The 13,439-nt window shown below is 45.7% G+C and carries 11 protein-coding genes and 1 pseudogene; 11 read left to right on the top strand and 1 reads right to left on the bottom strand.

What is annotated here, in order from left to right; all coding sequences use genetic code 11:
- Positions 1 to 244 precede the first annotated feature (244 nt).
- The 4 genes and pseudogenes from ACK8P7_RS10425 to ACK8P7_RS10410 all read left to right on the top strand — a co-directional run bounded on the left by ACK8P7_RS10425 (position 245) and on the right by ACK8P7_RS10410 (position 2,808).
- Entirely contained in the window at positions 245 to 1,990 is a 1,746-nt protein-coding gene (locus ACK8P7_RS10425; RefSeq protein WP_410044139.1) for a transposase, read from the top strand.
- The gene (locus tag ACK8P7_RS10420; RefSeq protein WP_410044138.1) at positions 1,959 to 2,171 is read left to right on the top strand and encodes a hypothetical protein; all 213 of its coding nucleotides are present in this window, start codon (positions 1,959 to 1,961) and stop codon (positions 2,169 to 2,171) included. Before ACK8P7_RS10425 ends, ACK8P7_RS10420 begins: the two co-directional genes overlap by 32 nt.
- A gap of 34 nt (positions 2,172 to 2,205) precedes the next feature.
- Positions 2,206 to 2,436 (top strand): annotated as a pseudogene (locus ACK8P7_RS10415) (ATP-binding protein); the annotation flags it as partial.
- A 93-nt stretch (positions 2,437 to 2,529) separates the two neighbouring features.
- Positions 2,530 to 2,808, top strand: a complete 279-nt coding sequence (locus ACK8P7_RS10410; protein ID WP_410044137.1) for a restriction endonuclease — start codon at positions 2,530 to 2,532, stop codon at positions 2,806 to 2,808.
- Between the two features lie 240 nt (positions 2,809 to 3,048).
- On the opposite strand, the gene ACK8P7_RS10405 is transcribed toward ACK8P7_RS10410, so the two are convergent.
- Positions 3,049 to 4,908, bottom strand: coding sequence for a hypothetical protein (locus ACK8P7_RS10405; protein ID WP_410044136.1), 1,860 nt, complete (start codon positions 4,906 to 4,908; stop codon positions 3,049 to 3,051).
- Between the two features lie 388 nt (positions 4,909 to 5,296).
- Between ACK8P7_RS10405 and ACK8P7_RS10400 the strand changes: the two genes are divergently transcribed.
- From ACK8P7_RS10400 to ACK8P7_RS10370, 7 genes are all read left to right on the top strand, one after another.
- Positions 5,297 to 7,024, top strand: a complete 1,728-nt coding sequence (locus ACK8P7_RS10400; protein ID WP_410044135.1) for a hypothetical protein — start codon at positions 5,297 to 5,299, stop codon at positions 7,022 to 7,024.
- Positions 7,024 to 8,382, top strand: coding sequence for a P-loop NTPase fold protein (locus ACK8P7_RS10395; RefSeq protein WP_410044134.1), 1,359 nt, complete (start codon positions 7,024 to 7,026; stop codon positions 8,380 to 8,382). The genes ACK8P7_RS10400 and ACK8P7_RS10395 overlap by 1 nt, the downstream gene beginning before the upstream one ends.
- 50 nt (positions 8,383 to 8,432) lie before the next feature.
- Positions 8,433 to 9,944, top strand: coding sequence for a lipopolysaccharide biosynthesis protein (locus tag ACK8P7_RS10390; RefSeq protein WP_410044141.1), 1,512 nt, complete (start codon positions 8,433 to 8,435; stop codon positions 9,942 to 9,944).
- A gap of 11 nt (positions 9,945 to 9,955) precedes the next feature.
- Positions 9,956 to 10,186: a hypothetical protein gene (locus ACK8P7_RS10385; protein WP_410044133.1), complete on the top strand. Its 231-nt coding sequence runs from the start codon at positions 9,956 to 9,958 to the stop codon at positions 10,184 to 10,186.
- 7 nt (positions 10,187 to 10,193) lie between these two features.
- Positions 10,194 to 10,730 carry an acyltransferase family protein gene (locus ACK8P7_RS10380; protein ID WP_410044140.1) on the top strand — a complete coding sequence of 179 codons (537 nt, stop codon included), beginning with the start codon at positions 10,194 to 10,196 and terminating at the stop codon, positions 10,728 to 10,730.
- 347 nt (positions 10,731 to 11,077) lie between these two features.
- Positions 11,078 to 12,253 (top strand): galactokinase, encoded by a 1,176-nt coding sequence (locus ACK8P7_RS10375; RefSeq protein WP_410044132.1) that lies wholly within the window; start codon positions 11,078 to 11,080, stop codon positions 12,251 to 12,253.
- Between the two features lie 150 nt (positions 12,254 to 12,403).
- Positions 12,404 to 13,135, top strand: a complete 732-nt coding sequence (locus ACK8P7_RS10370) for an NDP-sugar synthase (protein WP_410044131.1) — start codon at positions 12,404 to 12,406, stop codon at positions 13,133 to 13,135.
- Positions 13,136 to 13,439 lie beyond the last annotated feature (304 nt).

Genomic DNA, 13,439 nt, shown 5'->3' with positions numbered 1-13,439 from the left:
TGAGCGGGCGGAAGCCGTGCACTAAATAACCGTGCAGTGTGATCTCAGGAAGCGGCATATACAACTGAGCGCTTACTATCTTTCAAATATACATGAATGTTAACTTTGCAGGCGAGTTCCACTAAATGTTCTACTCGAGCATAAAAAACTTCAAAAGCCACGTAATTCCGCCATTTGTAGGCTTGAATTGATACAGAAATCCTGATATATTTAGTGTAACAGTTACACTAAATAAAAGGATGCCATGTATCTCAATACGACGGTTAAAATTCCGGTTGTAAAAGGCAAAATCATCACCAAAAGAAAAGGTGAAAATGTCTATGTACTCTATCAATACGGAAGCGAGTATAACAAAGACAAACGTTATTCCATACCGCAACGCTCCATTGTCGGGAAGCAGTCCGCTACGGATGAAACTCTCATGTATCCTAACGAGAAGTTTCAACTCTACTTCCCGGATGCAGAGATTCCAGAGGAGCTTCCGTATGCCTACCGAAGCTGCTGTCTTAAGATCGGGGCATGTATCATCGTTCAAAAGGCGATTGATGAGTACAAGCTTTGGCCTATGCTGCAGAAGCGGTTCGGAAAAGATACCGGTCTTCTCCTTGATCTTGTGGCATACCTGATCATTGATGAAGAGAATGCTGGTCAGTACTATCCTGATTACGCCTTCACCCATCCGCTTTTCTCGGATAAGATGAAGATCTACAGCGATTCCAAGGTCAGCAGATTCCTGAATTCCATCACGAAAGATCAGTGTATCAACTTCCTGGATGACTGGAATCGGAACCGGAATCATAAGGAAAGGATCTACATTTCCTATGATTCCACAAACAAGAATAGTCAGGCCGGAGAAGTTGATATCGTTGAATTCGGCAAAGCTAAGGATGACAAAGGCCTGCCGGTATTCAACCTTTCCATAGCGATGGACAAGACCAACCGGGTCCCACTCTTCTATGAAGAGTATCCTGGATCGGTCACTGATGTTTCTGAGTTCACCTTCATGGTCGATAAGGTGATCGATTACGGATACGAGAAGATCGGTTTCATCCTGGACCGTGGATACTTTAGCAAAGAAAATATCCAGTACATCGATAGGAATGGATATACATTCATTATCATGTGCAAGGGCCGAAAGGCGCTTGTATCCTCACTGGTTCTTGAAGTGCAGGGATCATTTGAAACCAACCGGTCTGACCTGATCCGCGCATACAGGGAATACGGAACCACTGTGAAATCCCGTCTTTTTGAGGATGACACCAGGGACCGGTATTTCCACATTTATTACAGTCCGTCCAGACAGGCTGCCGAAAGGGAGCGTCTGGAACAGATGATTGAAAAAATGCGTCAGTTCCTTGAACGACGTGTAGGAAGGGATGAAAAGTTTGGCAAAACCTATCAGACCTACTTCCATCTGCACTATGACAGAAAAGGGATTTTCCAGGGTGCAGAGGAAAAATCCGAAGTTATTGAAAGGGAGCTGAAGCTCTGCGGCTACTTCTGTATCATAACTTCTGAAAAGATGACCGCTGCACAGGCCCTCATCCAGTATAAGGGCAGGGAGATTTCCGAAAAGCTGTTCCGGTCTGACAAAACTTTTATCGGAGCAAGAAGCGAACGGACGCCCTCTGCGCAGAGCACCTCCTCAAGAATTTTTATTGAATTCATTGCCCTTATCGTGCGCAACCGGATCTATAATCTGCTGAAAGAGCAGGTGATAAAGATGGAGTCGAGGTATAAGTACCTGACAGTTCCTGCAGCGATTCGAGAGCTTGAAAAAATCGAAATGGTCCGCAGAAATGGCGGTATATATAAACTCGACCACGCCGTTACCAGAACACAGAAAAAAATCCTAAGTTCGTTTGGGCTCGACGAGGACAGCATCCTTGATAGTGCTAATGAAATCAGTAAGCTTCTGGCTTCAAGCAAATCTCTAATGAATACGGAGGAAAGTGACAATGGCGCGGAAGAAATCGACAGCAACAATTGAATCGGAAATCAGCAAAACAGAAGCTGAAATGACCAAGATTCAAGACCGATACAACAAGCTCGCAGACAAACTCAAAGATCTACAGGAGCAGAAGCGTCAGATCGAATCCGAGGAGATCATGGAAGCCTACCTGCAAAGTGGCAAAAGTCTGGATGAAGTCATGACGTTTTTGAAGCCCTAGAGGTTTTTAGTGTAACTTTTTTGCAAAGTTAACAATACTGGAACTCCTACATAGGAGACGCAAGAAGTCGTCAACCATCTTTTGTTCTCAGTATGATTGCAATGGCTGGTTCGATCAACTGGGAGGCGATGACAGTCCGCTCGCGGAAGCGATCCTGGATCGCATCAAGCATGATGCTTACAAGATCAACATCATCCCGACGGATCCAGCGAATTACAGATCCATGCGTGAAGTATACGGGTTGGATCCGGCATTAAGCGAGTAAACTCGCATGTAGCAAATGTGGTATCCCTGTTCCGGACTCACGGTATCATAGTGCCGGACTGTCGGTATCCGTTCCTTCGGAACAGGGGTACATTTGAACCGTAATATTCATAAAGACATTGTCGCAGATTTCGAGATGGGAGGAGTTCTATATACAACTTACTTTGAATGTAAGCGATATAATCCAAGGAGACCGGTAGGTGTAAATGTAGTTAGAGAACTATTTTCGGTTTTACAAAAAGAATGTGTTGATAAAGGCGTTATCGTCACGACATCATACTTTACACGTGACGCGAAGGAAGAGGTAAAACAACTAAATGGTAGAATTAAACTGATTGATTATGATGAATTGCTCCAGTTGATAAGACAATAAGTCTTTTAATAAGGGAAATAGTGGATCATTTTACTACACTACGGATTTCGCATTATGGAACTATTTTACTCTGCTTAAATACGCGGAGAATATAATACACGCGTTTGGAGAATTCTTAACGAAAGTGTGTTTACTATAATCCCGCCGTGACACTGCAGTGCCTATGTGCCACGGCGGATGGAGTAGTTTTGTATGGTTTGGTCTGGATATAGTTAGAAAAAACAAATAATAATGCTAGAGCTACTTGATGGTAAAGATTAGTCGCACGGCAGCAGTATCGTCGTAGTGTGCGGCGCGTATGTTTCCAGCTCTGTCGGCTTGGAGGAAGTACTCGTCGCGTGTGACTTCATTGGCCATGCCCTGTTCGGCGTAGGTTTCATCGCTGAGGTACGCGGATGGTGTGCTTCGGAGCCAGTAGGATTCGTCGCTGCGCCAGCTATCGGCGAGGGCCGGTATATGGCGTTCGGACTTAAGATAGATGCTGAGAAGCGGATCACCATTGGCATCCTGCGGGATATAACTGCTGGAACTGCCGGTAGTGGTTTGGCTGGTACTGGATGTCGACTCATCTGCGCATTCATTCTTCACGATGGTATATTCTGCGAGTTCCTGCGTTGACGGGAACCACAGCTGTGAAGACTTCATCTTTCCTTTGGTGAACAGCTGAGGCAGAGTTGATTCTATCTTTCGTTCGTCGGACAGGTAAGTCGTATAACGATTACGTTCAATACGAGGAGTTTCAGCCTGGTAGCCTCGACTTATATATCTCTTCGTCGACTGAAGTGGGAGTAACTCAGTACCATGGTTTTCGTTAGCGTCTGGTATGCGAATCTGATAGCCTGGATAGGTGAACTCGTGCTGTGAGTATGTGCCGTCCCCGTCTTTGAGATAAAACTTGAACGGTGAGTTCGTTCCAGTGCCGACCAGTGTACGGAACAGCCAGGTATCGCAGAGACCGCCTATGTTCGACTGTTTGTAAGTCGGTGTAGATTCAGAATCATGAAGACTGGTACCGACATACATCGGGACAGCACTCAACTCCGGGATGGCGTAGGCCTGCGCGAAGGTGAGCTGGCCATCGTTGGCGTCGACGAGCGAGACGTAGAGCGGATAGTCCTGCGTCGTGGTGTCAGTCGACGGAAGCGGCCAGGAAACTGGTGGACCGCTCAGGCACAGAAGAGCGGTGCAGTGATGCTCGATGCAGTCAGCATAGGCGTCACGGTTTGAGAGGATTGTCGACCAGTCATCGGTCGCGATACAATGAACAGCAGGATCCGTCGTGTGGGCGTGATTACGGTCGTCGGAAGGTGGCGCTGTCGGATCCGGTGTTTCTGGATCGGGAGTCTCTGGCAGGGATGGCAGATCCGGTGTTTCGGATGGATCCGTGGAGTCTGGGTCTGGGGCTGCCGGAGGTGTGTCTCCGGAGCGTGGTGGCTCGGAAGGCGTGGCCGGTGAATCATCCTCGCGTGGAAGTTCAGAAGGCGTGGATGTGGAATCGTCCTCACGCGGAAGCTCAGATGGAGTGGCGGTCGTGCCGGTATCCGGGTCGTCGTCGCGAATTAGTTCAGACGGAGAGGCCTTCGGCGGGATCGTAATCCGATCGGTGACGAGATCCTCCGAGTCGATAAGCTCGTGATCGCGATCTGTATCGGCCGGACGAGTGGCGGTCGGCGTAGCGTGACGGTCGCTGCGGGAGCGAGAAAAAAGAAGAGAGCCGTAAGGCGCGAGGCCGTTGGCGCGGTAGAACCAGGCACCGAGGCTATCCTGATGATAGTTGCCGCGGTCGCGCTCCGGAAGAAAGCTGTACTCTATGCCGTCGATCGTGTGGATGCCCGCGAGCATATGGCCGTCGGACGGATCGAAGTAGTAGGTGAAGCCGTCGACGTCATGGTGCCAGCCGGTTTTTAGAAGTAGGGATGATGAATCCTGTGCGTCAGGAGGTGACGCGGATGGAGGTGCTGCTGTGAGCAGAGAAGTAGATTGTGTCGGGACCTGGTAGTACCAGTGACGCGAGTCGTCAGCATAGTACCAGCCGGTATCGGACTGAGGACGGTGTGCGTTTCGGGTGCGGGATGTACGAAGCGCCGGAGATGCGGACACAGTACGACTAGGAGGATGAGCAGAGTTTGGAGGCTCCGCAGCCATCGCGGAACGCGAGGACACCATAGCAAGGAAAATAACCAGAATGAAGAGAAGAACAGGCTGCAGAGAACGGGTAAGGGCGTGGGAAGTGCACTGAGTTACGAGGGCGGATTCAGAACTTGAATTCATGACGTTTTTCCTTTCTTAAAAAATAGTAGATAAACTGCAGCATACAGTATAGTTATATTTAATATTACCATAGATTAATAAAATGTGGTTAAAACTAGATAAAGTATCAGGAACCAACGAGGTACTATAGCAGTATTTAAATGACAGAATGTAATACAAAATATAAAGTCGTTGTAAAATCAACATATTAATCTGATTAATGGAAAGGAGCAGCACGATGCTTGGAACAATTGCAGAGTATGTAGCAGAGCTTGGGCTTGATGTGGCAAAGAACTGTGGCGAAAGAAAAATAGAAGAACATAAACTTCGTGCTGATTTGACTACCTTTATTGAAAGTCAGCGTAAGTACGCTGATATGTGTTCACTGGCGGAGGAAATTGATTTCCAGGGACTGATAGATTATATAAGCCATCATCTTCTCAAAGATGTATCAACCCGCGTGTTCTCGCCGAACAGTAAAATGCGTGGAGACGCCCGAAAGATGATAATTGATCGTGCGATTACTTATTCTGGTGCAGATACACCAGAGCGGAAGCAAAAAGTCGCAGATGTGATCGCTATCAGTTTGGATATCATCCGAGATTTTTACCATAAACAGTGTTCTATGAAGGACTATATTATTGCTTCTGAAGCAGTAGAAGCAGTGACAGAAGTAGTGAATGAGTCCACAAATACTACAGTTGCGACGATTAACGATAAAACGAATCTGATTTTAGATAAGATTACAGAAAGCAGATCATTATTCTCGTTAGATGAAGCTGAGAAGTATGCTGAGGAAGGGAGAATAAATGATATAGGAAGGAAATTGAATAAATTCCTTGATTATATATCTGTTAAACACCCATATTATCCAGATTTTAAAATTGATTATGCGCATGGAAATCTGATTAGCGCACCGGTAACACCCGAAGCTGCGAAACGATTTCCTCCTTCTATGACGTTCACTGGTGCTGTACGATTTGGTAATGAATATTACAATGATCCAAATGGTAATCCGTTAGTCTATGCTTATAGACATCAGCTTCCGATGATCATGGAAGTGAAGATGGTAAAAAAATATTTAGGAGAAAAACCAGATCCGTTTCAGGATGATGTTGCAGGACTTGCTGGAAAGACTATGATTGCAAAACCACCTGCTTTTCCGCCGGCATTTCCGTGTTCGATAAAGGTTGGCACAGAGGTATTCTTCGATTATGTTCTCCTGCGAACTCAGGAAATAGAGGATGATGGTACCTATGTCATCGGTAATAAAGAACAGAATGGTTATCTCTATTTTGAAATACGCATTAATCCGAATAAGCCTAGTCAACCAGATTTTAATATTAAAATTGAAAAAGGAAGTAATAAGGATCGACTAAAATATGTAAAGTTCATGAATACTCTTTCTAAAGAGAAAGATCTTCATATCTATCTGCTGGATGAGGGTGAAGATTTTCTTGCGGGATACATCAACGATTTTGAGCTGCATACGGGTTTTGCGTCCGTTGATGAAGAAATTGATTACTTGGAACGGGTGTGTACGATAGAAGATTTTTTTGATGTGAAATTTCCGTCTGAAGGCGGGGTTAGTATCGCAGATTTTGATAAGATCGTACGTATCTCGGACTTGATACGAAAAGATCAGATTGAAGGAACGTGGACGCAGGCGACATTTACAGGTATTACAACACAGCATTTCCGAGAAGAATTGAAATCGTTGGAAAATACAGAAGTACATAATCTTTCGTTTGTCTGGGTCGATCATGTAGAGCTGTTCGGTGTTGAACTGGAATTCAGAGTTTTGAGATCATTCATCAGCGCACGAATCATGGACTACGATAGAGTTAAGAAAAAAGTAGAATTACTTGATGACGGAGAGAGCATCAAAATCACATTTTGTGCCAGTGATGATAATAGAGCGATAGAAACACTGAAAATACCAGAGAAATTTGAGAAGGTATCGTGATGAATACAATGGAATTACTACCAACTGAAGAAAATCTGATTGATTGCCTGTGTGACAACATTATTAATAGGAATAATGCCATTAGGTATTTTTATAGACTCCTCCAGTCTGAAAATGGATTCAGGTCAATTGCAATCGATGGAAAATGGGGGAGCGGAAAAACTTTTTTTGTTCGTCAGACGCAGATTGTTATTAATGTACTAAACGAGTCTAGTGACATGGACGAAGAGAAGCGAACGAAGGTGATAAGTAGTATTCCATTTAGTGAAGAAGAAAAAGCTCCAAATCATAGTGTCGCTATATATTTTGATGCATGGAAATATGATAATGATGCAGAGCCTATATTATCGTTAATCTACGAAATCACGAAGCAGTTTAGTATTGAGTTTTCGTTGACTGATAAGAGCGTGGCGGAAAAAGCGGGATCGATTGCAGAAGCCATTACAGGGCGTAATATAAGTGGAATCATTAAAGCTTTTAAATCTGAAGACATATTTACAAAATTTAAAGAAGAAAAGAGTATAGAGGAAGAGATAGAGAACTTTATCACAGGCCTCCTGTGCGAAAGAGGAAATCGCCTGATTATTTTTATTGATGAGCTGGATCGATGTAAACCGTCATATACAGTTCAATTACTCGAACAAATTAAACACTATATTAATGATGAAAGAATCACGTTTGTATTTTCTGTTAACTTAGAGCAGTTACAACATACGATACGGCACTATTATGGCAATGAATTTGATGCAAATAGGTATTTGGATAGGTTCTTTGAATTAAGAATTGATCTGCCAGAAGCGGATACAAGCCGGTTCTGTCTGAATTTAGGGATAGAATCACATAGTTTTGATATTGTGATCAAACAAGTGATAAAGATGTATGATCTCAAATTGCGTGAAATAACAAGGTTGTCTACTCAAGCTAAAAAAGCTGCATATGAGATACTTCGAGCAGACACAAGGAATAGATTACCATTTCCAAAGGGAAAAGGTGAAACATTTATCATGGTTTTTATAGTGCCACTGTTACTTGGACTAAAAATGACGAATGTTACAAAGTATAATGCTTTTATAAACGGACAGGACAGTGGACCATTAGAAGAACTATTGATGGCTGATAAAGTTAATGTAATTTTACCATATCTGATCAATCCTAGTGAATCATTTCAGAAGGAAGATGGTAAAACAGTCATATCCAAAAAAGAATGCTGCAAGAGGCTGTATGAGGCTATTTTCGGAGATGTTTATAGTAATACCACTTATACAGTTATGCTGGGGGAATATTCATTTTCGAAAGAGTCAAAATCATTTGCATTAAGTGCGGCAAGCATGATGACGCAATTTGCAGAACTATCTTAAATACGATTAGGTCTATTTCCGAAACCTTAGAAAGAAGAGGAATTACGTTGGTGCAAATAGATGGTAGAAAAAGGCGCTTAGCCTATAATACATTTTCTTCGTTACTTTTTCAGGTGACGACTATAATCTGCGGATTTATTCTACCGCGGCTTATTTTGACGGCTTTTGGTTCGGATGTGAATGGTCTAGTCAATTCGATCACGCAGTTTCTGGGTATCATCTCCTTCCTGGAGCTTGGCGTCGGTGCGGTGGTTCAATCATCGCTGTATAAGCCACTGGCGGAGCATGATGAGGATCAGGTGAGCAGAGTCATCAAGTCGGCGAATCGTTTTTTTCGGACGATCGCAAGGATATTGCTTGTCTATGTTGTTTTCCTAGTCATCTTTTATCCGATGTTTGCGAAACAGCAGTACGGACATGTCTATACGGCAACATTAATTATAGTGATATCCATAAGTTCTTTCGCTCAGTACTATTTCGGTATTGTGAACCGACTGCTTCTGACAGCAGATCAGCATGGATACGTACAGTATAATGCGCAGACGGTGGCGATCATTTTGAATACGGTCGCGTGTTTTATACTAATTAAGCTTGACTGCGGAATTCAGATGGTAAAGCTGACAACTTCCTTGATTTACCTGCTTCAGCCGTTTGTGATTTATCTTTATGTTCGAAGACATTATCACATCAATCGTAAGATCACCTATACAGAAGAACCGATCAAACAGAAGTGGAACGGAATTGCACAGCATGTTGCAGCAGTGATTCTCGACGGTACAGATATTGTTGTGCTGACGATGTTTGCATCACTTTCGGCGGTTTCAATTTACTCAGTCTATTTTCTGGTGGTCAAAGGCGTTAAGCAGCTGTTTCTCTCTATGACGAATGGCATTCAGTCCCTGATGGGAGAACTGTGGGCGAACGGAGAAGAAAAGGAACTGAAGGATCTGTTTGGATGGACAGAATGGATGATCCATACGGGCACAATCTTCGTGTTTGGTGTGGCGGCTATTACGATTGTTCCTTTCGTGCAAGTATATACAAAGGGAGTTTTGGATGCTGATTATGTGCAGCCGCTCTTTGCGTTTTTACTGGTAATGGCGAATGCAGGACACTGCCTGAGGCTTCCATATAATCTTATGATTCTCGCTGCAGGTCATTATAAACAAACCCAGAGCAATTACATCGTGGCAGCAGCTTTAAATATTATAATTTCGATTCTGGCGGTGAAACATTATGGCTTAATTGGTGTGACGATCGGAACGTTAATTGCGATGGGCTATCAGACCGTATGGATGGCGCTATATGATTCAAAAAATCTCATCAAGTGGCCATTTAAGAATTTTATTAAGCAGGTAGCGGTGGACGTTCTGACGCTATTATTTATGATTGTGATTACTGAAAATATTCAATTGTCAGCAATTAACTATGCAGCATGGGTTTTGTACGCGGCAATTGTAGCTGCAGTTAGTATTGCAATTGTTTCGGCGATTAACCTGACATTTTACAGAACGAATACGATGAAGATTTTGAAAAAGGTAACGACGATTTTTACGAGGTAATATGAGAGAGCATGGAAAGAGAATTATCAAATTGTGGATTTGTAAAAACTATCCTGATGTTGCTGGTGATATTGGGACATGCGTGCGCATTCTGGTCAGGACATTGGTTTACAGATAATCCGGCATTGCCATCACGTGGCTTAAATGCGCTATTTGAGTGGCTAAATTCATTTCATATCTATGCGTTTGCATTAGTTTCCGGATATATCTTTACCTATAAAATAAACAGGGGGGGGGTATAGCGAGTATATCCCGTTTATAAAAAACAAGGTAAAAAGATTGCTGGTGCCGTATATGTTCGTGGCGCTTGTGTGGGTCATCCCAGTATCGGAATACTACTTTAGATGGGATATGAGTTATCTCGTGAAAAAGTACGTTCTTTGCATCAATCCTAGTCAGCTATGGTTTCTATGGATGATATTTGGTGTGTTTGCTATCGTTTGGCCGATACGAACTATTATGCTGAAGAATCCTGCTATTGGGTGGATCATCAGTATAGTGCTTTACGGTGTAGGCAGTATCGGAGGAAGAATTATTCCGAATATATTTTGTATTTGGAATGCATGTCAGTATGTACTTTTCTTTTATATCGGCATGCGGATACGAGATAAGAGAGAAAAGAACGAATTATTAATTACTGACAAAGTATCACCGATATGGTGGATCGTGCTGGATTTACTGATCTTCGCAATTAGCGGGTCGCTGGATAGTCGACATGTTATAGTCAGAGTCGCTGGTATCATACTGGGTTTACTGTCACATATTGTAGGATCTGTTATGGCGTGAAGTGTCTTGCAGATGCTCGCCAGTCATTTTGAGTGGAAGAGTAGTAAGCTGATTAGTGGCCTGATGCCGTATACGATGCCGATCTATCTGTTCCATCAACAGATTATGTATTTTACGATTTCGTTATTGAATGGAAAGGTGTCTCCATTTACAAATGCCAGCATCAATTTTATCGTAGCTTTAGTTGTTTCTATCTTTATAAGTGAACTTTTGATGAAGTGGAAGGTTGCTAGATTCTTGATAGGAGAAAGATGATAGCGACGAAGCTAATAACTTAAACTGATCGAGGAGAGTTCATTACAGCAGCAACCATAGTCCGTTTCAGATGAAAAAGGAATTGAAAACCAATGAATTATTTAGAAACCTATGAGTCGTTATATCACAAGTTGCCTGACGGTGAGGTATTCTGTCCGTACAGAATCTCGCCGCTCGGTGCCCACATTGACCACCAGTACGGGAAGATCCACGGTCTCGCGATCGATAAGGGAATCCATATCGCGTACAGTGCGAAGAAGAACGGTGTCATCGAGCTCTGTTCGCTGAACTTTCCGAAGCGTGCGCAGTTCCACATTCGTTCGATCGAGCAGGAGAAGGTGGGCGACTGGGCGGATCATCTTCGCGGGGCGACGCTGATGCTGTCGGAGAAGCATACGCTTTCGGTGGGCATGAGCGCCGTGATCGAGGGCGAGCTGCCGATCGGAGGGCTGTCCTCCTCTGCGGCCGTCATCATTGCCTTTCTCGTGGCGCTGTGCAGGGTGAATCATATACAGCTGGAGCCGATGGAGCTGATCCTGATGGCGAAGGCGGCGGAGAATAAGTACGTTGGGGTGAACTGCGGTAAGCTCGATCAGTCCTGTGAGGTGCTGTGCAGGGAGAATCGGCTGCTGTATCTCGATACGCGGGATGATCAGTATCGGCTGATCGATACGAATCCGGCGATGAAGCCGTATAAGATCGGGATTTTCTTCTCGGGGCTCGAGCGTTCGCTGAAGAACTCGAAGTACAATCTGCGTCAGGATGAGTGTAAGGCTGCGGCGTATGCGCTGATGAGTTACGCGGGGATGGACTACGATACCTTCGCGAATACGCGGCTGCGGGATGTGCCGCTGGAGGTGTTCGAGGCGTACAAGGACCGGCTGCCGGAGAGCTTTCGGAAGCGGGCGGAGCACTACTACTCAGAGTTTCAGCGCGTGGAAGAAGGAACGACCGCATGGGAGGACGGAGACATTGGCCGCTATGGCGAGCTGGTCTTCGAGAGTGGCTGGAGCAGCATCCACAACTATGAGTGCGGATGTGATGAGCTGATCCGGTTGTATGAGATCCTGCGGGAGACGGATGGCGTGTATGGAGCGCGGTTCTCGGGGGCCGGGTTCAAGGGCTGCTGTATGGCGCTGATCGATCCGGAGAAGGCGGAGAGGATCGAGCGGACGGTGACGGACGCGTATCTGAGGGCGTTTCCGGGACTGAGCGGGAAGTACGAGGCGCATGTGTGCGAGAGTGAGGATGGCGTGAAGCTGGTGTGACGGACGCCCGGGCGTGTGGATTCGGGCAGGACTTCGGGGCCGATGGAGGCGTCGGGGCTTGGGCTCGGATGCCGATGGATGTGTCGGGGCGGGATCGACTCGGCGGGATGTCGGGCCGGATGAATGGTATTTGAGAAGGGAAGAGCGATTATGAAGTGTTTGATTCTGGCGGCGGGGTATGCGACGAGACTGTATCCTCTGACGGAGAATTTTCCGAAGCCGCTGCTGAAGGTCGGTGAGAAGGCGATTCTGGACTGGCTGGTGGATGATCTCGCGGCGGATCCGGAGATCGATGAGTTTATCGTGGTGACGAATCATAAGTTTGCGGAGCATTTCGTACGCTGGGGCGAGACGAAGGCGCAGAAGATCACGGTCGTGGATGATGGGACCAGCACGAACGAGACGCGGCTCGGGGCGGTGAAGGATATTCAGTTTGCGCTGGAGCAGGCGGGTGTCGATGAGGATGTGTTCGTGATGGCGGGCGATAACGTGCTGGATTTCAGTCTGTGTCGCTTCATCGAGTTCGCGAAGGCGCGGGGGACGTCGTGTGTGATGTGCCATGAGGAGCGGGAGCTGAAGAAACAGCAGAAGACGGCGATTATTACGATGGATGAGCAGGGCTTCATTACGTCGTATGAGGAGAAGCCGAAGGTGCCGAAGGGGCATCTCGCTGTGCCGCCGTTTTATTTCTATCGCTGGGAGGACGTGAAGCGGATTCCGGAAGCATTGGCCGCGGGATGCGGCGCGGACGCTCCGGGAAGCTTCGCGGCGTGGCTGAGCCGGCAGGTGCCGATGCACGCGTTTGTGATGCCCGGGAAGCGGTATGACGTCGGGGACGTGGAGAGCTACAGGGAAGTGTGTAAGGTGTTTGAAGGGAAGTAAACCGCCCGGAGAATCCAGAAGACTTCATGAAGGGCCAGCATTGGCATAACTCGAAGTGGGAGCAGTTTATCGGTGCCCGCGGAAGAGAGCGGGCATCGGATGAGTGACGCAAAGGTATAGATTAAGATGGAAATAGTTATATTCGATGGTTCATAAGTTATTTTACGGTGAAGATCAGGACCAGGGCGGTGGTGGCGTTATAGTGTGCGGAGTGTTGCTGATTTCATGAGCTGTCACGGAGCTGCTCTCATGAGCTGTCGCTGAACTGCTCAACTTTGCGTCATGAATGTCGTATGGGTTATCG

The organism is Oribacterium sp. P9, from assembly GCF_046365365.1.
In the GTDB taxonomy this organism is placed as follows: Bacteria; Bacillota; Clostridia; order Lachnospirales; family Lachnospiraceae; genus Oribacterium.
The sequence above is the reverse complement of the archived record's forward strand: the minus strand, read 5'-3'. Positions and strand labels throughout refer to the sequence as shown.

Coding starts and splice junctions, on each gene's coding strand:
- ACK8P7_RS10425 (WP_410044139.1), top strand. CDS start 245: ATGTATCTCAATACGACGGTTAAAATTCCGGTTGTAAAAGGCAAAATC.
- ACK8P7_RS10400 (WP_410044135.1), top strand. CDS start 5,297: ATGCTTGGAACAATTGCAGAGTATGTAGCAGAGCTTGGGCTTGATGTG.
- ACK8P7_RS10420 (WP_410044138.1), top strand. CDS start 1,959: ATGGCGCGGAAGAAATCGACAGCAACAATTGAATCGGAAATCAGCAAA.
- ACK8P7_RS10370 (WP_410044131.1), top strand. CDS start 12,404: ATGAAGTGTTTGATTCTGGCGGCGGGGTATGCGACGAGACTGTATCCT.
- ACK8P7_RS10375 (WP_410044132.1), top strand. CDS start 11,078: ATGAATTATTTAGAAACCTATGAGTCGTTATATCACAAGTTGCCTGAC.
- ACK8P7_RS10385 (WP_410044133.1), top strand. CDS start 9,956: ATGGAAAGAGAATTATCAAATTGTGGATTTGTAAAAACTATCCTGATG.
- ACK8P7_RS10395 (WP_410044134.1), top strand. CDS start 7,024: ATGAATACAATGGAATTACTACCAACTGAAGAAAATCTGATTGATTGC.